19 protein-coding genes are annotated in these 23,369 nt (G+C 62.8%); 7 read left to right on the top strand and 12 right to left on the bottom strand.

Annotated elements, in window-relative coordinates:
• Window positions 1-2: 2 nt before the first annotated feature.
• Window positions 3-2,060 (bottom strand): transketolase, encoded by a 2,058-nt coding sequence (gene tkt, locus AC07OT_RS27395; RefSeq protein ID WP_495109542.1) that lies wholly within the window; start codon window positions 2,058-2,060, stop codon window positions 3-5.
• Window positions 2,061-2,235: 175 nt separating this feature from the next.
• Between tkt and AC07OT_RS27400 the strand changes: the two genes are divergently transcribed.
• Window positions 2,236-2,460 (top strand): DUF465 domain-containing protein, encoded by a 225-nt coding sequence (locus tag AC07OT_RS27400; protein ID WP_141155217.1) that lies wholly within the window; start codon window positions 2,236-2,238, stop codon window positions 2,458-2,460.
• 158 nt (window positions 2,461-2,618) lie between these two features.
• On the opposite strand, the gene hglS is transcribed toward AC07OT_RS27400, so the two are convergent.
• A complete protein-coding gene (gene hglS / locus AC07OT_RS27405) occupies window positions 2,619-3,995 on the bottom strand; it encodes a 2-oxoadipate dioxygenase/decarboxylase HglS (protein WP_495109543.1) in 1,377 nt (458 codons plus the stop codon).
• A 288-nt stretch (window positions 3,996-4,283) separates the two neighbouring features.
• Between hglS and AC07OT_RS27410 the strand changes: the two genes are divergently transcribed.
• On the top strand, window positions 4,284-5,693 hold the full coding sequence (locus AC07OT_RS27410; RefSeq protein ID WP_421147057.1) for an OprD family outer membrane porin: 1,410 nt from the start codon (window positions 4,284-4,286) through the stop codon (window positions 5,691-5,693).
• A gap of 69 nt (window positions 5,694-5,762) precedes the next feature.
• The gene (locus AC07OT_RS27415) at window positions 5,763-8,438 is read left to right on the top strand and encodes an MGH1-like glycoside hydrolase domain-containing protein (RefSeq protein WP_495109544.1); all 2,676 of its coding nucleotides are present in this window, start codon (window positions 5,763-5,765) and stop codon (window positions 8,436-8,438) included.
• Window positions 8,439-8,505: 67 nt separating this feature from the next.
• On the opposite strand, the gene AC07OT_RS27420 is transcribed toward AC07OT_RS27415, so the two are convergent.
• Together AC07OT_RS27420 and AC07OT_RS27425 are read right to left on the bottom strand one after the other, a co-directional pair.
• Window positions 8,506-8,820, bottom strand: a complete 315-nt coding sequence (locus tag AC07OT_RS27420; protein WP_005788868.1) for an SCP2 sterol-binding domain-containing protein — start codon at window positions 8,818-8,820, stop codon at window positions 8,506-8,508.
• 56 nt (window positions 8,821-8,876) lie between these two features.
• Window positions 8,877-9,587, bottom strand: coding sequence for a histidine phosphatase family protein (locus tag AC07OT_RS27425; protein WP_092356735.1), 711 nt, complete (start codon window positions 9,585-9,587; stop codon window positions 8,877-8,879).
• A 195-nt stretch (window positions 9,588-9,782) separates the two neighbouring features.
• Between AC07OT_RS27425 and sohB the strand changes: the two genes are divergently transcribed.
• Entirely contained in the window at window positions 9,783-10,808 is a 1,026-nt protein-coding gene (sohB, locus tag AC07OT_RS27430; protein WP_027608646.1) for a protease SohB, read from the top strand.
• Between the two features lie 498 nt (window positions 10,809-11,306).
• On the opposite strand, the gene AC07OT_RS27435 is transcribed toward sohB, so the two are convergent.
• The gene (locus AC07OT_RS27435; RefSeq protein ID WP_495109545.1) at window positions 11,307-12,815 is read right to left on the bottom strand and encodes an MFS transporter; all 1,509 of its coding nucleotides are present in this window, start codon (window positions 12,813-12,815) and stop codon (window positions 11,307-11,309) included.
• A 150-nt stretch (window positions 12,816-12,965) separates the two neighbouring features.
• Between AC07OT_RS27435 and AC07OT_RS27440 the strand changes: the two genes are divergently transcribed.
• The gene (locus AC07OT_RS27440) at window positions 12,966-13,862 is read left to right on the top strand and encodes a LysR substrate-binding domain-containing protein (protein WP_027608644.1); all 897 of its coding nucleotides are present in this window, start codon (window positions 12,966-12,968) and stop codon (window positions 13,860-13,862) included.
• Here AC07OT_RS27440 and dhaL read toward each other — a convergent pair.
• The 7 genes from dhaL to AC07OT_RS27475 form a co-directional block, all read right to left on the bottom strand.
• The gene (dhaL, locus tag AC07OT_RS27445) at window positions 13,819-14,466 is read right to left on the bottom strand and encodes a dihydroxyacetone kinase subunit DhaL (protein ID WP_065927173.1); all 648 of its coding nucleotides are present in this window, start codon (window positions 14,464-14,466) and stop codon (window positions 13,819-13,821) included. The two genes, AC07OT_RS27440 and dhaL, sit on opposite strands and share 44 nt — an antisense overlap.
• Before the next feature lie 3 nt (window positions 14,467-14,469).
• On the bottom strand, window positions 14,470-15,471 hold the full coding sequence (locus AC07OT_RS27450; RefSeq protein WP_495109546.1) for a dihydroxyacetone kinase subunit DhaK: 1,002 nt from the start codon (window positions 15,469-15,471) through the stop codon (window positions 14,470-14,472).
• Window positions 15,472-15,618: 147 nt separating this feature from the next.
• Window positions 15,619-16,734 carry an MDR/zinc-dependent alcohol dehydrogenase-like family protein gene (locus AC07OT_RS27455; RefSeq protein ID WP_027608641.1) on the bottom strand — a complete coding sequence of 372 codons (1,116 nt, stop codon included), beginning with the start codon at window positions 16,732-16,734 and terminating at the stop codon, window positions 15,619-15,621.
• Between the two features lie 27 nt (window positions 16,735-16,761).
• A complete protein-coding gene (locus AC07OT_RS27460; RefSeq protein WP_495102369.1) occupies window positions 16,762-17,517 on the bottom strand; it encodes an SDR family oxidoreductase in 756 nt (251 codons plus the stop codon).
• A 150-nt stretch (window positions 17,518-17,667) separates the two neighbouring features.
• Window positions 17,668-18,675 (bottom strand): substrate-binding domain-containing protein, encoded by a 1,008-nt coding sequence (locus tag AC07OT_RS27465; RefSeq protein ID WP_495109547.1) that lies wholly within the window; start codon window positions 18,673-18,675, stop codon window positions 17,668-17,670.
• Window positions 18,676-18,711: 36 nt separating this feature from the next.
• A complete protein-coding gene (locus AC07OT_RS27470; RefSeq protein ID WP_027608638.1) occupies window positions 18,712-19,689 on the bottom strand; it encodes an ABC transporter permease in 978 nt (325 codons plus the stop codon).
• The gene (locus AC07OT_RS27475; protein ID WP_065941970.1) at window positions 19,686-21,173 is read right to left on the bottom strand and encodes a sugar ABC transporter ATP-binding protein; all 1,488 of its coding nucleotides are present in this window, start codon (window positions 21,171-21,173) and stop codon (window positions 19,686-19,688) included. The genes AC07OT_RS27470 and AC07OT_RS27475 overlap by 4 nt, the downstream gene beginning before the upstream one ends.
• Window positions 21,174-21,456: 283 nt before the next feature.
• Here AC07OT_RS27475 and rpiB point away from each other — a divergent pair, with 283 nt between their 5' ends.
• Together rpiB and AC07OT_RS27485 are read left to right on the top strand one after the other, a co-directional pair.
• A complete protein-coding gene (gene rpiB / locus AC07OT_RS27480) occupies window positions 21,457-21,918 on the top strand; it encodes a ribose 5-phosphate isomerase B (protein WP_016969738.1) in 462 nt (153 codons plus the stop codon).
• A gap of 63 nt (window positions 21,919-21,981) precedes the next feature.
• A complete protein-coding gene (locus AC07OT_RS27485; RefSeq protein WP_027608636.1) occupies window positions 21,982-22,962 on the top strand; it encodes a sugar-binding transcriptional regulator in 981 nt (326 codons plus the stop codon).
• The last annotated feature ends 407 nt before the right edge of the window (window positions 22,963-23,369 follow it).

Raw genomic sequence — 23,369 nt, forward strand, 5'->3', positions numbered from 1 at the left:
CGTTAGGTCAGGTTGATCTGTGCCCTGGCCTGCTTCACCACATTCTCAACCGTAAACCCGAACTGCTCCTGCAACTTCGCCAGCGGCGCCGACGCGCCGAAGCTGTTCATAACCACCTTGGCGCCGGTCTGGCCGACATAGCGGTCCCAGCCCAGTGGCCCGGCCTGTTCCACCACTACCCGGGCCTTCACTGCCGGCGGCAACACGCTGTCGCGGTAGGCCTGGTCCTGGTCTTCGAACAGTTCCCAGCTGGGCATTGAAACCACCTGCGCGGCAATCCCTGCGCCTTTCAACTGCTCATACGCCGCCACCGCCAGGCTGACTTCACTGCCGCTCGCCAGCAGAATTACCTGAGGATCATCTGCCTTCGCCAGCACATAGGCGCCCTTGGCCGCCCCCGATGCCGCCGCGTACTGGGTACGATCCAGCGTCGGCAGTGGCTGGCGGGACAGTATCACGCAACTTGGCCGGTGGGTCTGCGCCAGCGCGACCTTCCACACTTCCAGGGTTTCATTCGCGTCGCCGGGGCGCAGGGTCAGCAACCCCGGCGTGGCGCGCAGTTGGGTCAGGTGTTCGATGGGCTGGTGGGTCGGCCCATCTTCGCCCACGCCAATCGAGTCATGGGTAAACACGAACACCACCGGCAGCTCCATGATCGCGGCCAGGCGGATCGGCGGTTTCATGTAGTCGCTGAACACCAGGAATGTCGAGGTGTACGGCCGCAGGTAGGACAGCGCCATGCCGTTGGCAATCGCGCCCATGGCGTGTTCGCGGATGCCGAAGTGCAGGTTGCGCCCGCTGTAGTCGTCGGCACTGAAACGCCCGGCACCGTCGAAGGTGAGGTTGGTCTTGGTCGAGGGCGACAGGTCCGCCGAGCCGCCGAGCAGCCACGGGATCTGCCGGGCAAAGGCATTCAGCACTTCGCCACCGGCGGCACGGCTGGCCACGCCCTTGGCGTCGGGGTCGAAACCGGGCAGGTCATCCTGCCAATGCTCCGGCATTTCGCCGGCACGCATGCGGCGCAGCTCTTCGGCCAGTTGCGGCTCGTGCTGCTGCAGCTGCGCCAGGCTGTGCTGCCAGGCGTCATATAACGGCTGGCTGCGCTCCAGCAGGGCGTCACGCAACACCGTGCGGGCCTCGTCGGGGACCAGGAAGCTGGAATCCTGCGGCCAGCCATACCCGGCCTTGGTCAGGCGGATTTCCTCATCGCCCAACGGCTCGCCATGGGCGGCGGCGGTGTTGTGTTTGTGTGGCGAACCGTAGCCGATCACGCTGTCGACCACGATCAGGGTCGGCGCGCCGGTGTTGCCCTTGAAGGTGTTCAGCGCTTCGCTCAAGGCCTGCAGGTCATTGGCATCGGTCACGTGCACGGTGTGCCAGCCATAGGCCTGGAAGCGCTTGATCACGTCTTCGCTGAAGGCCAGCTCGGTGTGGCCTTCGATGCTGATGGTGTTGTTGTCGTAGATCCAGCACAGGTTATCCAGCTTCAGGTGCCCGGCCATGGACGCGGCTTCGCTGCTGATGCCCTCCATCATGTCGCCGTCGCCGCACAGGGTGTAGACGTTGTAGTCGAACAGCACCTGGCCGTCGCGGTTGAAACGCTTGCCCAGCCAGCGCTCGGCCATGGCCATGCCGACGCTGTTGGCGCAGCCCTGGCCCAGCGGCCCGGTGGTGGTTTCCACACCGGTGGTCATGCGGTACTCGGGGTGGCCGGGGGTCTTGGAGCTCATCTGGCGGAACTGCTTGATATCGTCCAGGCTGATTGCCGGTTGCCCCGAACGTTTGCCGTGGGCATCGATCTCGACCACACCGGCCAGGTGCAGCAGCGAATACAGCAGCATCGACGCATGCCCCACCGACAACACAAAGCGGTCACGGTTGGGCCAGTCGGGATGCTCGGGGTGGTAACGCAGGAAGCGGCTCCACAGCGTATACCCCACCGGTGCCAGGCCCATGGGCGTGCCGGGGTGGCCGGAGTTGGCCTTCTGCACGGCGTCCATGGCCAGGGTGCGCAGGGTGTTGATGCATTGGGTGTCGACAGCGGTGGCAGCATGAGTCATGAAACCGTTCTCCCTCGGGTGGCGATTTACAGTGGAGGGCGGGGTGTGGCAAAGGTTTGATCCCATTGCCCGCGCCGCGACGAACGGGGATGGATTGACCCTGAACATGACAAGACCGGCTGGAATGGGCTAGCTTCAAGGGGGTAAGCCATTGATCAACATGCGGAGGTACGCCATGCCAGTGAAACACGACCTGTATCAGGACTTGGGGTTGAGCAAGGAAGCCGTTCACGAACGCAGGGCGAACGACAAACGCCTGGACTCGCTGCTCACTCAATACGCTGCGGCCGACGGGGAGGTGCTGAAGGCGGAATCGGCCAAGGCCAGCGATGAGGAGGTGGAGAAGCTGAAGAAGAAACGCCTGTTGGTCAAGGACGAGATTGTGGGGCGATTGGGTTAAGCGCAACACTGCGCCTGCCATAGCGGGCGCAGATTTTTTCAGAATTGCCTGAAAGACATCTCTGCGCCGCCTGCCTATGATCCCGCTCGCCCTCCCGGCTCTGGGGACTGTTGCGGCGCAAGGATTGCGCCGGTGAGCCGGGTGGGCACTTTCCGTTTCTACACCAGCAGTGCCCGAGTGCATTCATCTATGGAGCGCTGCTGCGTCTCGCCATACACCTTCAATTCATCGACAGTCCTGCGCCCCAGGGCCTTCTCGAATTCGGCCTGGTTCGAATTGGCTGCGTAGTGACTCTGCGCCCCATCCCCCAGGTTCGACTGGAAAATCCCCGCCGCACTCACCGGCAGGAAATCCTCATACACCAAGGGTTCGACAGCCACATGGCCGGCGGCGACCAGTGCCTCCAGTGTGCGCGGTTGATCGGCCTGGCCGCGTGCCGCCAGGCCTTTCTCCGTGGCGAAGTAGCGGAAGTAGGCCAGATCCTGCTCACGCATCTGCCCGTGGTTATCCGGGAAGGCCTGGAAGTGCTGCTCCATCAACTGCATGTAGCGCGCGGCATTGCCCTCGTTGGGGAAGGCGCCCAGTTCGTCGCGCGCGGCATTCAGCAGTTGGTCGTACAGCGCGCGGCCCTTGGGCGTCAGCGCCACGCCACGTTGTTCGATTTCGCCGAAGCGCGCGCTGTGGCTGCCCTGGGCGTCGGTGAAGGCGATGGGTTCGTCGAGGGCCTTGAAGCTGGTCTGGCGCAACAGGATCGGGCACTGGCGGCGGGGCGGCCCTTCGATCACGGCCTTGGGGGTGATGCCCTTGCCGGGCATGGCGGCCTGGACCTGGTCGATGTCCAGGGTGCGCGGGGTCAGGTGGTTGATGTGCGGGCCCTTGAAGGCCACCACGTCAGCGATCAGGCGGTGCTGGTCGCTGAGTTGCTGGTACTGCGCGGCGGTCACGGTCGCGGTGTGGTGCCAGCGGAAGGTTTCCAGGGCCTGGCGCACAAACTCATCGGCATCCGCAGCGTTGAGGCCACCGTCCTTCTCCGCTTGTTCGACCAGCGCCAGGGCGCGGGGAGTGAATATCGAGCGCTTGGCCAGGGCGGTTTCGGCAAATCTGCGCAGCTCGGGGTTTTCGATCAGTTCCAGGCGCAGCAGCGATGTAAACACGCGAAACGGGCTGGTCTGCAGCGCGCTTTCGTGCACGGCGCGGAACGCCGTGGAATGCACCGGCACGCCGGCGGGGGTCAGGTCGTAGTAACCCACCGGCTGCATGCCCATCACCGCGAACAGGCGGCCGATGGTCGCCAGTTCCGCCGCGGTGCCGAGGCGGATGGCGCCATGGCGTTCCATGTCCAGGCGCTGGATCTCACCGGTGCGTTGCAGCTGTTGCGCCAGGTCCGGTTCGCTGGCGAGTACGCGGGCGTTGGTGGCGGCGACCAGCTCCATCAGTGCGCCATACAGCGGAACTTCATCTCGGTACATGTCGGACATGGCCTTGGAAAAGCCCTTGCGGATCTCGTCGGGGCTGACATGTGCGGTGCTGTGCATAGAAAAATTCCTGATCACGATGCTGATGGGCGCGGCCGATACCTGGATTTTGTTGGGCTGTGGGCGCGCGTGCAAACGAAGAATCCTCTGGACTTCATTCTGCAAATGAATGAAATGACGTGAATATGACAAAAAACGGCGGCAGGGAAATTTCATTTTCCAGGCCCTTTTCTAAAGAAAGCTTCACGAGGTCCGCCCTGGCCGGCATGAAAGAATCGTCACGTTTGCAGAGCCGACAGTGGGTTTGCACGCCAAACACGATAAAAAAACATTCAGGGGCCGCAGTTAATGAAAATTTCTACACTGGCGCTGTCGATCACCGCCGCCGTTCTTGCGCAACAGGCTTACGCTGATGACTTCGGGCTCGGCGCGCTGGGGACGGGCAATGGTCACAGCGGCTTTCTCGAAGACAGCCATGCGTCCGTCAGTTCGCGGACCATGTACTACAGCGCAGATAACCGCTCGGGCACCAACAACGACTTGCGCGAAGCTGCTACCGCACTGCGTTTCGACTACAAATCCGGCTTCACCCAAGGCACCGTTGGCCTGGGTTTCGACGTGATGGCCTTCGGCGCCCTGCGCCTGGACGGCGGTGATGGTCACACCGCAGGCCCGGGCCTGGCGGGTAACGGCAACAGCTTCTTCCCGACCAAAAACAACGGCACCGAGCCGGCCGACTCCTTCGGTCGTGCGGCCGGCAACGTGAAGTTCCGCATTTCCCAGACCGAGTTGCATGTCGGTGGTGGCCTGGCGCCGGTGTTGCCGATCCTGGTCTCCAACGACAGCCGCGTGGCGCCGCAAACCTTTGACGGCGGCATCCTCACCTCCAACGATATTCCCAACGTCACCTTCACCGGCGGCGAGCTGAACCGCGCCGAAGGCCGTGCCTCCAGCAACGCCACGGGCTTGAGCGTGGCCGGCGGTACGCGCGACAGCGACAGCTTCAAATTCGGTGGGGTGGACTACAAGCCGTTTGGTTCGTCCGACAACGCCATCGCAAAAAACCTGACGTTGCAGTACTACTACGCCCAGTTGCAGGACTTCTACAAACAGAACTACGTCGGCCTGGTCCACGTGCTGCCCCTGGGCAACGACCAGTCGTTCAAGACCGACCTGCGTTACTTCGACAGCAGCAGCGACGGCAAGAATGGCGAGAGTGGCTACCAATTCAACAACAACGGCGGCTACGCCAAGCACGCCAACGAAGTGGACAACAAAACCTACAGTGCCGCGTTCACCTACCAGCTGGGTGGCAGCAGCTTGATGCTTGGCCACATTGGCGTGGGTGACGATGGTGGTTTTGTCTGGGTCAACCAGGGCAGCCTTGCCGATCCCCACGCCCAAGGTGCCGGCGGCAGCGACTTCTACCTGTTCACCGATGCGGTGGTGGGCCAGTTCTCCCGAGCGGGCGAGCAGGTCAACTTCGGGCAGTATGCGTATGACTTCAAGGCCTACGTGCCGGGCCTGAAAGCGTCCGTGGCCTACCTGGACGGTACGGATATCAAGTCGAAGGTCGCCGGTGGCCCTGACCAGAAAGAAAACGAAACCGACTTCCGCCTGGACTACGTGGTGCAAGCCGGGCCTCTGAAAGGCTTCGGTACCACCTTGCGTACCGGCACCTATCACGGCAAAAACACCGGCACCGCCGACCAGGACCAGACCCGCCTGATCTTCAACTACACCTACGCCATCTTCTAAGTCTTCATGTGCAACCGGGCGTCATTGGGCTCTACACTGCTCCTCACCTGGTAGGCGATGGAGGACCCGATGACGGCCACACCCGACACCCGAATACTGGACACGATCGAAGGCCAACGCCTGGCGACGCCGGAGGCCGAGCGTTGGCGCGAGTGGGGCCCCTACCTGAGCGAACGCCAATGGGGCACGGTGCGCGAAGACTACAGCGCTGACGGCGATGCCTGGGCTTACTTCCCCCATGAACATGCGCGCAGCCGCGCCTATCGATGGGGCGAGGATGGCCTGGCCGGTTTCAGCGACAAGGCGCAACGCTGGTGCCTGGGCCTGGCCCTGTGGAACGAGCGCGACGCGATCCTCAAGGAACGCCTGTTCGGCCTGAATAACGCCGAGGGCAACCACGGTGAAGACGTCAAGGAGTTGTACTTTTTCGTCGACGGTGTGCCCAGCCATGCCTACATGCGCATGCTCTACAAATACCCCCATGCCGCCTTTCCCTACGCCGACCTGATCGCCGAGAACGCCCGCCGTGGGCTGGGCGATGCCGAGTACGAGATCCTTGATACCGGCGTGTTCGAAGACAACCATTACTGCGACGTCAGCGTCGAATACGCCAAGCACCAGCCCGACGATATTTTCATGCGCGTCACCGTGCACAACCGCTCGCAGCAGCCGACGCGCCTGCAGGTGCTGCCGCAGCTATGGGCGCGCAATGACTGGAGCTGGACCTCGGATGCGCCCAAGCCGCAGTTGAGGCTGGACGGCGAACACGTGCTGGCCCGTCATCATGCATTGCCCGATCTGCGCCTCAGCGCCTGGGGGCAGGAGGGCGTGGAATGGCTGTTCTGTGAAAACGAGAGCAACTTCCCGCGACTGGGCGGGCAACCGGCGCCGGGGCCGTTCAAGGACGGGATCAACGATTATGTGGTTGAAGGGCTGGACGCTGCGATTCGTCGCGACACCGGTACCAAGGTTGCCGCGCGCTTTATCCTTGAACTGGCGGGGCTGCAAAGCCAAAGCCTTTACCTGCGCCTTGCGCCCGTGGACGCGCCGGAGGTCAACGCGCGCAAACTGTTTGAGCAGCGTCGCCAGGAAGCCGATGACTTCTACGCCGCCTTGCAGCAAGGCATCGCCGATGACGATGCGCGCAATGTGCAGCGCCAGGCCCTGGCTGGCTTGCTGTGGTCCAAGCAGCTCTACTATTTCGATGTGAACCAGTGGCTCGACGGCGACCCGGCCCAGCCCGCGCCACCGCCCGAGCGCCTGCATATCCGCAATACCCATTGGCGGCACCTGTCCAACTTCGACATCCTGTCCATGCCCGACACCTGGGAATACCCGTGGTACGCCTCCTGGGACCAGGGCTTCCAGGCGGTGGCGTTTGCCCTGATCGATCCGGGGTATGCCAAGCAACAGTTGTTGTTGCTGGTGAAGGACCGCTTCATGCACCCCAACGGCCAACTGCCGGCCTATGAATGGCGTTTCGACGACGCCAACCCACCGGTGCATGCCTGGGCCAGCTGGCGCGTGTACCAGCAGGACAAGGCGCTGACCGGTGTGGGCGACCTGGATTTCCTCGAGCGGATCTTCCACAAGCTGCTGCTGAATTTTTCCTGGTGGGTCAACCGCAAGGACGCCGAGGGTCGCAACCTGTTCCAGGGCGGCTTCCTGGGGCTGGACAATATCGCCTTGTTCGACCGCTCGGCCGCGTTGCCGCCGGGGTATCAGCTCGATCAGGCCGACGGTACCGCCTGGGTGGCGGCGTATGCGCTGGACTTGATGCGTATCGGCCTGGAGTTGGCCAAACGCAATGTCGTGTACGTCGATATTGCGGTGAAGTTTTTCGAGCACTTCCTGTATATCGCCGGCGCTATCAACCGTGTTGACGACAGCGCCGAAGGCCTGTGGGACGAGCAGGACCTGTTCTTCTACGACGTACTGCACCGTCCCGACGGCCAGAACGAGCCGGTGCGCCTGCGCTCCATTGTCGGCCTGATGCCGTTGTTTGCCGTGCTGGTGCTGGAGCAGCGCGAACACGAAGGGCTGGAGGGGTTGCGTGAACGGCTGTTGGGGTTCATGCATCACCGGCCGGACCTGGCCAAACTGGTGTCGCGCTGGAACGAACCTGGGCAGGGCAATCGCCTGTTGCTGGCGCTGTTGCGTGGCGAGCGCACCAAGGATTTGCTGCGGCGCATGCTCGATGACGACGAATTCCTCTCGGCCTTTGGTGTGCGTTCCCTGTCCAAGGCGTTTGCCGAGCAGCCACTGGCGCTGAAGATGAATGGCGACACCCTGTGCGCCCGTTACCAGCCGGGTGAATCCGACTCGCGCCTGTACGGCGGCAACTCCAATTGGCGCGGGCCCTTGTGGATGCCGGTGAATTACATGCTGATCGAATCGCTGCGGGAATTTCACCGCTACTACGCGGACAACTTCTCGGTGGAACACCCCACGGGCAGCGGGTATCTGGCATCCCTGGAGGACGTGGCCGACAGCCTCAGCCAGCGGTTGACCCGCCTGTTTCTGCGGGATGAAAACGGTTCACGACCGTCGATGGCGGGGTATGCGCAGTTGGAGGCGGACCCGGCCAGCCGTGACCTGGTGTTGTTCCATGAGTATTTCCATGGCGAGACGGGGCGGGGGTTGGGGGCTTCGCACCAGACCGGATGGAGTGCGTTGGTGGCGTTGCTGCTACAGCCCAAATGTGGGAGGGGGCTCGCCCCCGATAGCGGTGGATCAGTCAACTGATGACGCGACTGACAAACCGCCATCGGGAGCAAGCCCCCTCCCACAGAGATTCAGGGTTGCCCGTGAATCAGGAAGGGAACAGTTCGCTCAGCTTCATGGCCAGCATCATGTCGCCTTCGGTGCGCAGCTTGCCGCCCATGAAGGCCTGCATGCCGTCGGTGGAACCGTCGACGATGCCTTCAAGGGTCTCGCTGTCCATGACCAGGGTCACTTGGGCGTCCGGGTTTTCGCCTTCCTGCAGTTCGCAGGTCTTGTCTTTGACCACCAGGGAAAAGTTCTTGGTGTCGTCGATACGGAAACCGAACACCAGGTCCAAGCCTTCGGCAGCGCTTGGGTTGAATTTGGCTTTCATTGCTTCTACGGCTTTAGCTACGTCAGTCATGGTTTCGATCCTTTTATGGTGAGTCCAGTGACCTTGGGGTCACGGTTGGCCGCACTTCATCGGAAGGTGATGAGTTGCGGCGCCTTCAACAGTTGCAAGTGGGTGTGACTGTTGAAGGAAGCCAGTGCCACCTCGCGACCGCGGAATTTCAGCTGGTTGAGCGAGGTGTTAACAATTTGCCAGTTCAGTTCGAAGGCCTGGGCGGCAGGCATCCGGGTAATCAGGTGGAGCAGGGCGGTGATGGTGCCGCCGGAGGTAAACACGGCGATCTTCTGCGTGTTGTCCGCCGCTTCCAGAATGCGTTGCAGGCCACCCTGGACGCGCTCGACGAAGCCCAGCCAGCTTTCCAGCCCCGGGGGGTCATAGGTGCCGGCCAGCCAGCGCTCGATGATCAGGGCGAAAATGCGTTGGAATTCGCTGCGGTTTTGCGCGGCGTTGCGCAGGATGTCCAGGGCGTCGGGTTCGCTGCCGAGCAGGTCGGGGAGCAGGGCGCGGATGATTGCGTCGGCGTCGAATTCGTTGAAGGCGCTGTCGGTTTCCAATGCAGGCACCGGCAGGCCGAGGGTGCTGTATTGATCGAAGGCGGCAGTGGCGGTGTGCTGCTGGCGGCGCAGGTCGCCGGCGATGCAGCGGTCGAACACCAGGCCCATATCCGCCAAGTGGCGGCCGAGCACTTGCGCTTGTTCCACGCCGACGGGCGACAGCACGTCATAGTCGTCTGCACCGAAGGAGGCCTGGCCATGTCGAATCAAATAGATGCTGCCCACGTCCGTTTTCCCGGTACGTTGAAAGTCTGGCGAGGTTATGAGGATGCCAGGGTGCTGTCAATGAAAAAACATACGCTTGTTTTAAAAGCTCGTTGGAGCGCGTTCCTGCTGGCGGTTTGAGCACTGGCCGCCCGGCGATCCCGTCGGTATGCTTGGGCAATCCGCGCCTGGCGCCGTGCATTGTTAAGGAGACACATGGATTTTTTGGCTGAATACGCGAGCTTTCTGGCGAAGACCGTCACCCTGGTGGTCGCTATTCTGGTGGTCTTGATCAGCTTCGCGGCACTGCGCAGCAAAGGGCGTCGCAAAGCCGCCGGCCAACTGCAGGTCAGCAAGCTCAATGACTTCTATAAGGGCCTGCGTGAGCGCCTGGAGTCGAGCCTGCTCGACAAGGAGCAGCTCAAGGCCCTGCGCAAGTCCGAAAGCAAAGCCGAAAAGAAGAACGGCAAGAAGAAACCCGAGGCCAAGCCACGGGTGTTCGTGCTGGATTTCGACGGCGACATCAAGGCCTCGGCCACCGAGAGCCTGCGCCATGAAATCACCGCGCTGCTGAGCCTGGCCACGCCCAAGGACGAAGTGGTGCTGCGCCTGGAAAGCGGCGGCGGCATGGTCCACAGCTACGGCCTGGCGTCGTCGCAACTGGCGCGTATCCGTCAGGCGGGCGTGCCGTTGACCGTGTGCATCGACAAGGTCGCGGCCAGCGGCGGCTACATGATGGCGTGCATCGGAGAGAAGATCATCAGCGCACCGTTTGCCATCCTCGGCTCCATTGGCGTGGTGGCGCAGTTGCCCAACGTCAACCGCCTGCTGAAAAAGCACGACATCGACTTTGAAGTACTGACCGCCGGCGAGTACAAGCGCACCCTCACGGTGTTTGGCGAAAACACCGAGAAGGGCCGCGAGAAGTTCCAGGAAGATCTGGACATCACCCATCAGTTGTTCAAGAACTTCGTCTCGCGTTATCGCCCACAGCTGGCGATTGATGACGTAGCGACCGGAGAGGTGTGGCTGGGTGTGGCCGCGCTGGATAAGCAACTGGTCGACGAACTGCAAACCAGCGACGAATACCTGGCCACCAAGGCCAAGACCGCCGAAGTGTTCCACCTGCACTATGCCGAGCGTAAAAGCCTGCAGGAACGGGTGGGCCTGGCGGCCAGCGGCTCGGTAGACCGGGTGCTGCTGACCTGGTGGAGCCGCCTGACCCAGCAACGCTTCTGGTAAGCCCCTTTGGGGGATAGGTAATACCTGTGGGAGGGACGGTGCGACGATTCGACTTGCCCCCGATGGCGGCCTGACAGCCGACCAGGCCGACCAGGATGTTGGATCAGACCGAGTACATATCCGTTGCTGCGGTAACGGCTGCTGTTGGTTCCGCCCTTACGGCGGCTCACTTTTGAAAAGCGCAAAAGTAAGCAAAACGCTTCGCCCCACCACTCGGCACCTCGCCTAGGCTCGGTGTGCCCGTAATCCGACAGTGATTTGGGGGGCCGCCGCCACGTGCCATCCATGGCGCGGGGCGGCTAAACCGGCATCCCTGCCGGTTTACCCCCCAAATCACTATCGAATTCCGGCCAGCGTGGTTTAACGGGGCGCCTGAGATCAAGATCAAGATCAAGAGCGGCTCGCTTCGCATCGTGGTTAGCGTTGGCTGCTACAAATTTTTGTAGATACCTATGCTCATCGGGGGCAAGTCGAATCGTCGCACCGTCCCTCCCACATTTAGTTCGGTGTGGGTATCGGCTTGCGCATCAGCCTCCCCACCACCAGTGCTCCGAGCAATCCCAATAACCCTGCCACCCACAACACCCCGCTGAACCCATCCACAAACGCCTGCCGCGCCAGCGGTTGCACCACCGCCCGTGCCGGCTCCGGCAACAAGCTCATTGCCGCCGGCATATCCCCGGCCACCACCCGTGAAGCAATCCCCGCCGCCTGCGCCTGCCATTGCGTGTCGATACGTGCGCGCAACACGTGCTCGCTGTGGCTGCTCAGCAGTGCGCCATACACGCCAATCGCCAACATGATCGCGCTGAACCGCATGGTGGTGCTCATGCCCGAGGCCATCCCCGCACGGTCCCGTGGCACGCAGGCCATGATGTTTTTTTGCGTATCACCATTGAGCAAACCCGCACCGGCACCGGTGACGGCAATCGCCAGGGCGAAGGGCAGGTAGCCGCCGATATTCACCGCCCAGGCACTCAGCAGGTTGCCGCAGCCCACCAGGGTCAACCCGGCCGCCATCATCGTTGCCGGTGCGAAGCGCCCCGCCAGCCGCGCGCCGATCCGGGGGCAGACCAGCATGGTCAGGGCGAACGGCAGCATGCCCAGGCCTGAGGCAATCGCGGAGAAACCCAGGCCGTTCTGCAGATAGAACGGCAGCAGCGTCATCATCACTTGGGCGCAGCCGGCGTAGGCAAACATCCCGAGCAAAGCGCCGATAAAACGCGGGTGGCGAAACAGTTGCAGGTCCACCATGGGCCGCTGCTGCACACGTTCGACCCCTACAAATACACCCAGCAACACCGCACCGCCGATCAGGCGTGCATAGGTCAGCGGGTTATCCCAGCCGATACGGTTGGCCTCGATCAGGCCCCAGATCAGGCACAACAGGCTCGCGCTGAAGGCCAGGCTGCCCCACGGGTCGAGGCGGGCGGATTGGCTATCGCGGGATTCCGGAATCGCGTGCAGCACCAGGCTCATCAGCGCCAGGCCCACGGGCAGGTTGAGGTAGAAAATCCAGCGCCAGCCCAGGTACTCGGTGATCACGCCGCCCAGGGTCGGCGCGGCCGTCATCGCCACGCCCATGCAGGCGCCCCAGAACGCCCAGGCCTTGGCCCGCTCGACTTCATCGTGGAAGGTGTGGCCAATGGAGGCCAGGGCTGACGTGAGCAATAACGCTGCACCGACGCCCTTGACCGCGCGGGCGATATCCAGCCACAACGCACTCGGCGCCGCCCCGCAGCCAAGGGAGGCGAGGATAAAAATACTCAGGCCCCAGACCAGGGATTTCTTGCGTCCGAACCGATCAGCCAGGCTCCCGGCCGGCAGCAGCAAGGCGGCAAACGCCAGCATGTAGGCACTGACGACCCATTCGATATCGGCAAAGTTCGCCCCCAGGTCGCGAGCGATGCTCGGCAGGGTCACGGCGACGATATTGGTGTCGAGCACGATCAGCGAGCAGACACCGGACGCGGTGAGCAACGTCAGGCGTGGGCTGACCCGACTCATGGCTTGATTACCTTACGGGCAATAGGGGAAATGCAGTTGGTGGGCATCGCAAGAGCGCTCCAGTGTTGAGGTGCTTCGAGCTTATCCCTCGCCGCTGCTGGTATTGTTAGCCACTGTGGAGCACTTCATTACCTTTGAGCTAATCCTGTTATGGATATCCGCCATTTTCGCTACTTCCTCGCCGTGGCCCGGCAGCGCAACTTCACCCGTGCCGCCGAGCAATTGGGCATTGCGCCGCCGACCCTGAGCCGACAGATCCAGGACATGGAAACCAGCCTGGGCACGCGCCTGTTTATCCGCCGGCAACGCGAAGTCAGCCTCACCGAAGCCGGCGCCGCCTTGCTGGTCGAAGCCGAAGCCACCGTGCGCCAGTTCGAATTCGCCCAGCATCATGCCCAGCGCGCCGGGCGTGGCGAGATCGGCCATATCGAATTGGGTTACGTCGCCTCGGCGCTGTACGCCGGGCTGTTGCAGCGGCAAATGCGTGCGTTCGGCCAGGCATTTCCCGACGTCAGCGTGACGGTACGCGAATGCGCCATGGCCACGTTGCCGAGTGCGGTGGCGGACGGGCGCTACGACATCGGCTACATCCGCTCGCCGATGACCTTGCCCGAGGGGGTGGAGGCGGTGCGCCTGGACGGCGAAGGTTTTGTCCTGGCGCTGCCCCAGGATTCCTGGCTTCTGGGGCTCGCGGCCATTGGCTGCGAACACCTACAAAACGAGACATTTATCCTGCCGGAGCAAATCAGCGGCACCCTGCATGTCGCCGCGCAAGGCGGTTATGCCCCGCGCCTGGGGCCACAGCCCGGTGGGCTGGTCGCGGTGGTGGCGCTGGTGTCGATGGGGCAGGGCGTGGCGGTGGTGCCCGCATCAATGGTCGGGCATGTGCAGTTGCCGGGCGTGGTGTATCGCAGCATTCAGGGCTGCGACGCATCCTCGTGGCTGTCGCTGATTCACCGGCGCTTCGAGAAAGCGCCGGCGGTGGCGCGGTATATCCAGCAGGTCAAGCACTCAGGCGCGGCTGCACCGAATCCGCCAGGCGCGTAAGGATCAGGCAGCACGACACCGCCCCCGCATCCAGCACGCCCAGTGAGCGCTCGCCCAGGCGACTGGCGCGGCCGATCTTCGCCACCAGGTCCTTGGTGGAGTCGCGCCCCTGGGAGGCGGCGGTTTTCATTGCCTCCAGTGCATCGCTGAAGGACGCCCCCGAGGCGTGCGCGCGCTCGAAGGCTTCCACCGCCGGGATCAATGTGTCCATCAGGCACTTGTCGCCCACGCCCGCTTCGGTGATGTCCTGCAACGAGGTCAGGCCGCCGCGCAACAGGTGGGCGAAGGTGGCTGCGTCGATGTCGTCACGGCCGCGCACTTCGTCGGCCATGCCGATAAACAGGCTGCCATACAACGGCCCCATGGAGCCGCCGATGCCTTCCATCAGGCTCAGGGTCAGCTCATCCAGGGCTTCGGCGAGGGTCAGTTGGCGACCTTCGATCGTGCGCCCGCAATGGGCGAAGCCCTTGGCCATGTTGATGCCATGGTCGCCGTCGCCAATCGCGCCGTCGACTTCGCTGAGGTATTCACGGTTGGCCACGATCACGCTGACCAGGTCGGTGACGATGGCGCTGCCGTGGTGGCTGGAAAAATGCTGGCTCATGGTTCAGTCCGCCTGGGTCATGCCGATGGAGCGGCAGGGTTGGTCGATCAGGGTTTTCAGCTCCGCGTCGAGGCCGAGCAGGGTCAGGGTCACGCCCATCATTTCCAGGGAGGTGAAGTAGTTGCCGACGTAGCAGCGGTGAATCTTCAGGCCCTTGGCGTTGAGTTGGCGTTCCACCTCGGCGTAGAAAATATACAGCTCCATCACCGGCGTGGCGCCAAGACCGGAGACCAGCACCACCACGCTGTCATCCTGGCTGAAGTCGCGGTCGGCGAGGATCGGCGCGAGCATGCGCTCGGCCATGGCGGCGGCGGACTCAATGGGGATGACCTCAATGCCCGGTTCGCCGTGATGGCCGATGCCCAGTTCCATCTGGCCGTCGGGGATCTGGAAGTTGGGCTTGCCCACGGCGGCAATGGTGCAGGGCGTGAGGCCGATGCCGATCGAGCGGCAGTGGTCGACAGTTTTCTGCGCGACGCGAATCACGCCGTCGAGGTCGTAGTGCTGGGCGGCGGCGGCACCGCCGATCTTCCACATGAAGATTTCCCCGGCCACGCCGCGACGCTTGGCGATCTCGGCCTTGGGCGCGGAGGCCACGTCGTCGTTGGCGACCACGGTGCGGATGCGCATGTCTTTGCTGGCGGCCATTTTCATCGCCAGCTTCACGTTCATATTGTCGCCGGCATAGTTGCCGTACAGGCAGGCCACGCCGGCGCCATGGTCGGCGGCGCGGAAGGCGTCGAAAAAGCTCTTGGCGGTGGGCGAGGAGAAAATCTCACCGACGGCCACCGCGTCGACCAGGCCGGGGCCGACATAGCCGAGAAAGGCCGGCTCATGGCCGGAGCCGCCCCCCGTGACAATGCCGACACGCCCTGGCCCGGAAGGCCTGGCCTTGACGATCACCCGTGGGTTGTTTTCGTACTGGCGCAGTTCTGGGTGCGCGACCAGGATGCCGCGCAGCATGTCCTCGACCACGTGGTCCGGATCGTTGATGACTCGATTCATAACGCGGGTTCCTGTTTTTATGGGTTCACCGCTATCCAATTGTGGGGGGGGGCTTGCCCCCGATAGCGGTGTGACAGTTAGCTTATCTATTACTGAGCCACCGCAATCGGGGGCAAGCCCCCTCCCACATTTGGACCTGTGGGGTGCTTAGGGCTCTAGTACAACCTTGAGCGACTTGTCGCCACGTTCCATCACCGCAAACGCTTCCTTGAAGTCCGCCAGAGCGAACTTGTGGGTGACTACATCGCGCATATCGATCTTGCGGTTGCCGATAAAGTCGATGGCCCGCGGGTACATGTACGGCCCCAGGTGCGAGCCGAGGATGTCCAGCTCCTTGCGGTCGCCGATGATCGACCAGTCCACCGTGGCCTCGTCGTTGAATACGCTGAACTCCACGAAACGCCCCAGCTTGCGCAGCATCGCCAGGCCCTGGTTCACCGCCTTGTGGTGCCCGGTGGCCTCGATATAGATGTCGCAGCCATAGCCGTCGGTGATCGCGCGGATGTTGGCCAGGACGTCCACTTCGGCCGGGTTCCACACTTCGTCGGCGCCCATGCGCAGGGCGAGGGCGGCGCGTTCGGGTTTCATGTCGAGCACGATGAGTTTTTTCGGGTTGCGCAGGCGCACGGCGCCGATGATGCCCAGGCCCAGGGTGCCGGCACCGGCCACCACCACGACGTCGTCATGGTCGACGTTGGCGCGTTCCGCCGCATGCAGTGAGCAGGCCAGGGGTTCGATCAGGATCGCTTCATCGGGGGCGATGGATTCCGGCACTTTGTGAATGATGCCTTCCTTGGTGAAGATCATGTACTGGGCCATGGCACCCTGCACATTGTTCTGGAAGCCATAGAGGTCGTGTTTCTGGCACATCCAGTACTGGCCGTGGTTGCAGAAGCGACAGCCCCAGCACGGCACGATCTGCTCCGAGATCACCCGGTCACCGACCTTCACGCCGCGCTTTTCCGCGCCCGGGCCCAGGGCCACCACGCGACACACGAACTCATGGCCGGGGATCATCGGCGGCTTGACGTAGCGCGGTTGCTCGGCATCGCCCCAGAACGACGGCGCGCCGCGATAGGTCTTGATGTCGCCCATGCAAATGCCGCACAACTCGACTTTGGTGAGGATCTCATCGGGGCCGGGCGTGGGCACGTCGACGGTTTCCAGGCGATAGTCTTCCGGGCCATGGCAGACCACGGCCTGCATGGTTTTCGGGATGACCGGCGAGAGTTGTTCGGGTGTGCGTTCGGTGACGGTGGACATGACAAAACCTCACGACAGATAAATGAATTACTGAATGCTGTAGCCGCCGTCGATCACCAGGTTGGCGCCGGTGATCATCTGCGCGGCATCGCTGAGCAGGTACAACGCCAGCCCGGCGATTTCCTCCGGCTGGGCAAAGCGGCCCGCCGGGATCTGCAATTTGGCCCGTTCGCCGACTTCACCGGCCCAGGCCTTCTTGCCCAGCGCGGTCTCGACGATGGTGGGGGAGATGGCGTTGACGTTGATATGCGGCGCCCATTCCATGGCCAGCACCTTCGTCATGCCGACGATGGCCGCCTTGCTGGCGCAGTAGGCGACGTGGCGGTCGAGGCCGATCACCGCGGCCTGGGACGCGAGGTTGACGATGCGCCCGCTGCCCTGGGCGAGCATGTGCCGCGCGCAGGCTTGGGCCACGAAAAAGCTGGCCTTGAGGTTGATGTCGAGGGTGGTGTCCCAGGCGCTTTCGCTGACATCGACGGCCTTGTCCAGCAGGGCCACCCCGGCGCTGTTGATCAGGTAGTCCAGGCGTTGGAAGTGTGCGAAGACCTGGTCGATGGTGTGTTGCACCTGGTTGATCCGGCTGAGGTCGACGGCAATGCCCAAATGCCCGGCACCCAGGCTTGCTGCCACTTCAGCCACCGCCGGGTCGCGGTCGAGCAACGCTACGCGGGCGCCGCGCTCCACCAGCAGGCTGGCGCAGGCCAGGCCGATACCGGCGGCACCGCCGGTGATCACCGCGCAACGGCCGTTGAGGTCGAAGGCTTGGTTCCAGAATCCAGACATTTACATGACTCCATTTTCGAAAACAGTGAAGATCTCATGTGGGAGGGGGCTTGCCCCCGATGGCGGTGGGTCAGTCACCTGATCTATCACTGGTACACCGCCACCGGGAGCAAGCCCCCTTCCACACTTGCCTGTATTTCAAGCCAATAACTACTTACCGCCACTGACCTGTTTGTACAGCGCATCGGCGTTGGCGTTAGTCACGGGCACCCACGGCAGGATGTAGGTCTTGGCCGTGCCATCGCCCCATTTCAGGTCCTTGGCATAGCGCTCCCAGATCACCGACTGCGGTTTGTAGTCCTTGCCGGCCAGTGCGCGTAACGCCACGTCCAGTGCGCCCTGGGACTGGGCCTGGGCGTCCTGGAGGAAGGTGGTGACTTCGTCTTTCTTCGCCGCCTGGATCGCGTCCGGCATGCCGTCGATGGACGTGACGGGCACATCCTTGGAGGTCAGGCCGTGGGATTTGAGGGCCTGTACGGCGCCGAGGGCCATGTCGTCGTTCTGCGCGATCACACCGTTGATGCCTTTGGGGTGGGCGTTCAACCAGTCTTCAGTCAGCGCCAGCGCCTGGGCGCGGTCCCAATTGGCGGTCTTCTTCTCGATGATCTTGATGCCAGGGTGCTTGCCCAGCACTTCCAGCTCGCCTTTCTCGCGGTCGATCTGCGCCGACTGGCCAATCGGGCCCTGGATGATCACCACGTTGCCCTTGCCGTTGAGCTTGTCGACCATGGCCTGGGCCTGCAGGCGGCCGCCTTCGACGTCATCGTTACCGACGTAGGGCACCGAGGCGTCGGCGACCTTGGTGTTGGAGGCGATAACCACCACGTCGTTGCTCATGGCTTGCTTGACCGTGCCGACGCCGGCCTTGGTGTCGATCGGCACGAACAGGATCGCGTCGTAGCGCTGGGTCACCATGTTTTCGATCTGGTTGTTCTGGGTCAGGGCGTCGTAGTTGCCGTCGAACACGGTCAACTGCACGGTGCCGTCCTTGACCGCCGGGTGTTCCTTGAGCTCGCGGACCCAGTTCTGCATGAACTGGCCCTTGAGGCCGTAGACGGCCGCGCCGACCTTGTAGGTCTTGCCATCGGCGGCCATTGCGATACTGCCGGCGAGCAGGGAGAGAGCCGCCACGGCGGCCAGGGTGGTACCAAGTTTCATGGGGGGAACTCCGGTTATTGTTGTAGTGGTCGTTCTCTAGCGTTTTTTCTTGCGCCACACGTCGATCAGTACTGCAAACACGATGATCAGGCCCTTGGCGACCTGCTGGTAATAGGAGGACACGCCGAGCAGGTTCAGGCCGTTGTTGATCACGCCGATCAACAACGCGCCGAACAGCGTGCCGACGATGCTGCCGGTACCGCCCGACAGGCTGGTACCGCCGATCACCACGGCGGCAATCGCGTCCAGCTCATAGGACACCCCGGCCTGGGGCAGGGCGGAGGTGGTGCGTGCCGACAGCACCACGCCGGCCAGCCCGGCGAGCAGGCCGGACACCACGTACACCGAAAACATCACCTTGCGCACGCCGATCCCGGAGGTGCGCGCGCTTTTTTCATTGCCGCCCACCGCGTACACGTAGCGGCCGTAGGTGGTGTAGCGCAGCACCATCCAGAAGATCAGCGCGACCACCGCAAAGATGATGATCGGCACGCCAATCGGGCCGATCTTGCCGATGCCCAGGGCCAGGTAGGCGTCGGGCAGGTCGGTAATCGGGCTGCCGTCGTTGAGGATGAAGGTCATGCCGCGGGCAATGCTGAGCATGCCGAGGGTGGCCACGAACGGTGGGATCGACAGGTTGGCGACCATAAAGCCGTTGACCACGCCGAGCATCGCCCCGGCAAACATCCCCGCGCTCACCGCCGCCAGCAGCCCGTAGCCCTGGGTCGCGACCATGGCGCTGCACAATCCGGCAAAGGCCAGGATCGAACCGACGGAGAGGTCGATGCCCTTGGTCAGGATCACGTAGGTCATGCCCACCGCGAGGATGCCGTTGATGGAGGTCTGGCGCAGGATGTCCATCCAGTTGCGCCAGGTCATGAAGTACTCGCTGGAAAACGCCATCACCACGCACAGCAGGATAAACACCAGCGGCAGGCCGAAGCGGTCGAGGGACAGGCGCAGGCGGTTGCGCGGTGCGGTGGTGATAGGGGCGGCAATGGTTTTGGCGTTCATGAGGCAAGACTCAACAGGGCTTCCTGGGAAAGGGCGGTGTCGGTGCTGATGGTCACCAGGCGGCCGCCCTTGAAGACGGCGATGCGATCACTCAGGTGCAACAGTTCCGGGGCTTCCGACGACACCACGATGGCGGCGCCACCGGCGCGCACGAATTGATCCAGCAGGTGATAGATCTCCTGCTTGGCGCCCTCATCGATACCCCGGGTCGGCTCATCGCAGAGCAGGCACACCGGTTCGGTCGACAGGCATTTGGCGAGCACCACTTTCTGTTGGTTGCCGCCGCTCATGGACGCCACCGGCAGTTCCAGTGAGGTGGTTTTGATCTGCAGGCGCTTGACCATGTCCTGGGCCAGTTGGGTTTCCTTGCGCGCATTGATCAGCGACCAGCTCGACAGGCGCTTGTAGGCCGACAGCGCAATGTTGGAAAGAATGCTGCCGGTCAGCACCAGGCCGCTGTCCTTGCGGTCTTCGGTGACCAGCGACATGCCGGCATTGATGGTCGCCTTGGGCAGGCCGACGGGCATGGGCTTGCCTTGCAGGGTGACGCTGCCGGAGTCCGCCACGGTCAGGCCATAGATGCAGTTGAGGAATTCACTGCGCCCCGAGCCCATCAGGCCGTAGATGCCGAGGATTTCACCCTGGCGCAGTTGCAGGCTGATGTCGTGGAACTCGCCGGCGCGGCTGAGGTTGTCGACTTGCAGGCAGGTGTCGGCGGCGCATTCGCGGCCGACCTTGTGGTCGATGCGGGTCAGTTCCTGGCCAACGATGCCGCGCACCAGGTGGTCGCGGTCGATATCGGCCATGCGTCCGCTTTCCACAAAGGCGCCGTCGCGGAAGATGCTGTAGTCATCGGCGATCTGCGCCAGTTCGCTCAAGCGGTGCGATACATAGACGATGCCGGCGCCGCGCGCGGTGAGGCGGCGAATCGCCTTGAACAGGGTTTCGGCTTCGCGCTCGCCAATGGCCGAGGTGGGCTCGTCCATGATCATCACCTGGCAGTCATGGCTGAACGCCTTGGCGATTTCCACCAGCTGGATCTGCGCCACGCTCAGGCGGTGCATGGGGCTGCTGGCGTCCACCTCGAATTCCAGGCTTTCCAGCAGTTCGCGGGTGCGGCGGTTCAAGGCCTTGTTGTCGACGATGCAGCCGGCGCGGCGCGGTTCGCGGCCCAGCCAGATGTTTTCGGCGACGGTCATGTAGGGGATCGGTTCCAGTTCCTGGGTGATCATCGCGATCCCCGCCGCGAGGGCTTCGCTGGGGCGATTGAACTGTACGGCGGTGCCGTTGAGCAGAATGCTGCCGGCATCACGCGGGGTGATGCCCATCAGGATGCTCAGGAAAGTCGACTTGCCTGCGCCGTTGCCGCCGCACAGGGCGTGGACGCTGCCGGCACGCAGAGAGAGGCGCCCGTCACGCAGGGCAGGGATCCCGGCGTAAGCCTTGGCGACGTGTTCAGCCTGGAGCAGTAATGGCGTGGCCATCGGCGTGTCCTCGTGCTGTGAATTCTTATTAGGTCGCACAGTCATGTTTCGCTGTGATCATATGTGTATCAAATGAAATTCTGATCAGTCAATCTCTTTCATGTAAATGCGGTGATTCTGATCTTTTTCGCCAATTACCCTTTTTTAGAGCGCTTTGACTGGCAGGTCAGTTAAATCCCGCTTGACAGAAGAGGGGTAACGCCTGCGAAATGAATGAGAGAAATTTCATTGAGTGATCAATTGATCAGTCGTAAGCACCCTCACGGCAGCGGAGCCAGACACCATGAACACACCTTTCCCGGTGGCTATCGGATGCGATGAAGCGGGTTTTGAGCTCAAGGAGCTGTTAAAGCGCCATATCGAGGCGCTGGGCTATCCGGTGACCGACTTCGGCACCCATTCCACCGCGCCGGTGTTGTACCCGGACATCGCCCTGGCCGTGGCCACCGCCATCAACGCCGGGCAGCAGCGCCTGGGCGTGCTGGTGTGCGGCACGGGGATCGGCATGGCGATCTCGGCCAACAAGGTGCTCGGGATTCGCGCGGCCCAGGCCCATGACACGTACTCGGCAGAGCGGGCGCGCAAGAGCAACGATGCGCAGATCCTCTCTATCGGCGCGCGGGTGATCGGCGCCGAACTGGCGAAAAGCATCGTCAAGTCGTTCCTGGAGTCGGAGTTCGAGGCGGCCCGTTCCGGGGCCAAGGTCGAGCGCATCAATGCGATCGAGCGCGATGGGCATCAATAGTGGACGTAGCAGGGCAAGAGTCGGGAGAATGCGCCTTTGACGCCGAAACGGAAGCCCGTCCCCATGAGTGACAGTACCCAGCGCATGGCCAGCGATATTGATCAGATGACCGAAGTGGCGATGCTCTATTACCTCGAGAACGTCACTCAGGAAGCCATCGCCAAGCGCTTCGACCTGTCCCGGGCCAAAGTCAGCCGATTGCTCAAGCGTGCGCGGGATGAGGGCATTGTCGAGGTGCGCGTCTTGCAGCATCCGGCGATGAACAACGAGCTGGAACAGGCCTTGGTGGCGCGCTTCAAGCTGGATCGCGCGTTGATCGCGGTGGACCACAGCGATCCCGATACCCAGCGCTCGGCCGTCGCCAGCCTGGTGGCCAACTACCTGAACAAGACCTTGAGCGACGGCATGATCGTCGCCGTGGGCATGGGTCGCAACGTCGGCGCCGTGGCCGATAACGTGTTCCTGCCGGTGACGCGCAACTGCACATTTGTCTGCGCCATTGGCGGTTCGCTCAAGGCCGGCGAATACATGAACCCCGATCACATCTGCCGGCGCCTGGCCCTGCGCTTTGGCGGCGAGAGTGAAAGCCTGTACGCCCCGGCCCTGGTGGCCAACCCGGAGTTGCGCGGGGTGTTGATCAACAATGACACGGTGCGCTCGACCCTCGACCGTGCGCGGCGGGCTGACATGGCGCTGATCGGCATCGGCGACATGAGCGAAAACAGCAACATGGTACGCATGGGCTGGTTCTCGCCCCAGGAGATCGCCCAGGCACGCCTGTCCGGTACCGTGGGCGACATGATGGGCTATGACTTCATCGACATCCATGGCCAGCCGGCGGTCAACGCGATCCAGGGGCGAGTGATCGGGTTGACGGTGCAGGAGTTGTTCCGCATCCCGGACGTGGTGGCGATTGCCAGTGAGAACACCAAGGCGGCGGCGACGTTGGGGGCGTTGCGGTCGGGGGTGATCAATACCCTGGCGACGACGGTGACGAATGCCCACACCATCCTGGCGCTGGACGATGCAACCCGTAAAACCTGACACGCCCTCATCGGGGCATGGGTATCTACACAACGTTGGCTCAACGCCGGACGCCCGGCAGACAGGGCTGTTGTGGTGAGCGGGCTTGTCCCGCGCCGGGCTGCGAAGCAGCCCTAGTAAAGAAGAATGCGGTGTATCAGGCACTCTGTAGAGGCTGGTTTTGGGGCTGCTTCGCAGCCCAGCGCGGGGCAAGCCCGCTCACCACAGAGATTTGGCAAGATCTTAAAAGTTGTGTAGATACTCATGCTCATCGGGGGCAAGCCCCTTCCCACATGATTTTGTGTGGGTTCGAAGACAGGTTTTGTAATAGTTTTGCGTTGTAGGGAATTTGTATTTCGCCTGTAGGATTCAAGTCCTTTTGTTATCTCAGGACCTGCATGAACATCCTCTCGGAGCCTCCCAGTCGT

The sequence above is a fragment of the Pseudomonas sp. GW821-FHT09C10 genome (genome assembly GCF_059418085.1).

Coding starts and splice junctions, on each gene's coding strand:
- tkt (WP_495109542.1), bottom strand. CDS start 2,060: ATGACTCATGCTGCCACCGCTGTCGACACCCAATGCATCAACACCCTG.
- AC07OT_RS27400 (WP_141155217.1), top strand. CDS start 2,236: ATGCCAGTGAAACACGACCTGTATCAGGACTTGGGGTTGAGCAAGGAA.
- hglS (WP_495109543.1), bottom strand. CDS start 3,995: ATGCACAGCACCGCACATGTCAGCCCCGACGAGATCCGCAAGGGCTTT.
- AC07OT_RS27410 (WP_421147057.1), top strand. CDS start 4,284: ATGAAAATTTCTACACTGGCGCTGTCGATCACCGCCGCCGTTCTTGCG.
- AC07OT_RS27415 (WP_495109544.1), top strand. CDS start 5,763: ATGACGGCCACACCCGACACCCGAATACTGGACACGATCGAAGGCCAA.
- AC07OT_RS27420 (WP_005788868.1), bottom strand. CDS start 8,820: ATGACTGACGTAGCTAAAGCCGTAGAAGCAATGAAAGCCAAATTCAAC.
- sohB (WP_027608646.1), top strand. CDS start 9,783: ATGGATTTTTTGGCTGAATACGCGAGCTTTCTGGCGAAGACCGTCACC.
- AC07OT_RS27435 (WP_495109545.1), bottom strand. CDS start 12,815: ATGAGTCGGGTCAGCCCACGCCTGACGTTGCTCACCGCGTCCGGTGTC.
- AC07OT_RS27440 (WP_027608644.1), top strand. CDS start 12,966: ATGGATATCCGCCATTTTCGCTACTTCCTCGCCGTGGCCCGGCAGCGC.
- dhaL (WP_065927173.1), bottom strand. CDS start 14,466: ATGAGCCAGCATTTTTCCAGCCACCACGGCAGCGCCATCGTCACCGAC.
- AC07OT_RS27450 (WP_495109546.1), bottom strand. CDS start 15,471: ATGAATCGAGTCATCAACGATCCGGACCACGTGGTCGAGGACATGCTG.
- AC07OT_RS27455 (WP_027608641.1), bottom strand. CDS start 16,734: ATGTCCACCGTCACCGAACGCACACCCGAACAACTCTCGCCGGTCATC.
- AC07OT_RS27460 (WP_495102369.1), bottom strand. CDS start 17,517: ATGTCTGGATTCTGGAACCAAGCCTTCGACCTCAACGGCCGTTGCGCG.
- AC07OT_RS27465 (WP_495109547.1), bottom strand. CDS start 18,675: ATGAAACTTGGTACCACCCTGGCCGCCGTGGCGGCTCTCTCCCTGCTC.
- AC07OT_RS27470 (WP_027608638.1), bottom strand. CDS start 19,689: ATGAACGCCAAAACCATTGCCGCCCCTATCACCACCGCACCGCGCAAC.
- AC07OT_RS27475 (WP_065941970.1), bottom strand. CDS start 21,173: ATGGCCACGCCATTACTGCTCCAGGCTGAACACGTCGCCAAGGCTTAC.
- rpiB (WP_016969738.1), top strand. CDS start 21,457: ATGAACACACCTTTCCCGGTGGCTATCGGATGCGATGAAGCGGGTTTT.
- AC07OT_RS27485 (WP_027608636.1), top strand. CDS start 21,982: ATGAGTGACAGTACCCAGCGCATGGCCAGCGATATTGATCAGATGACC.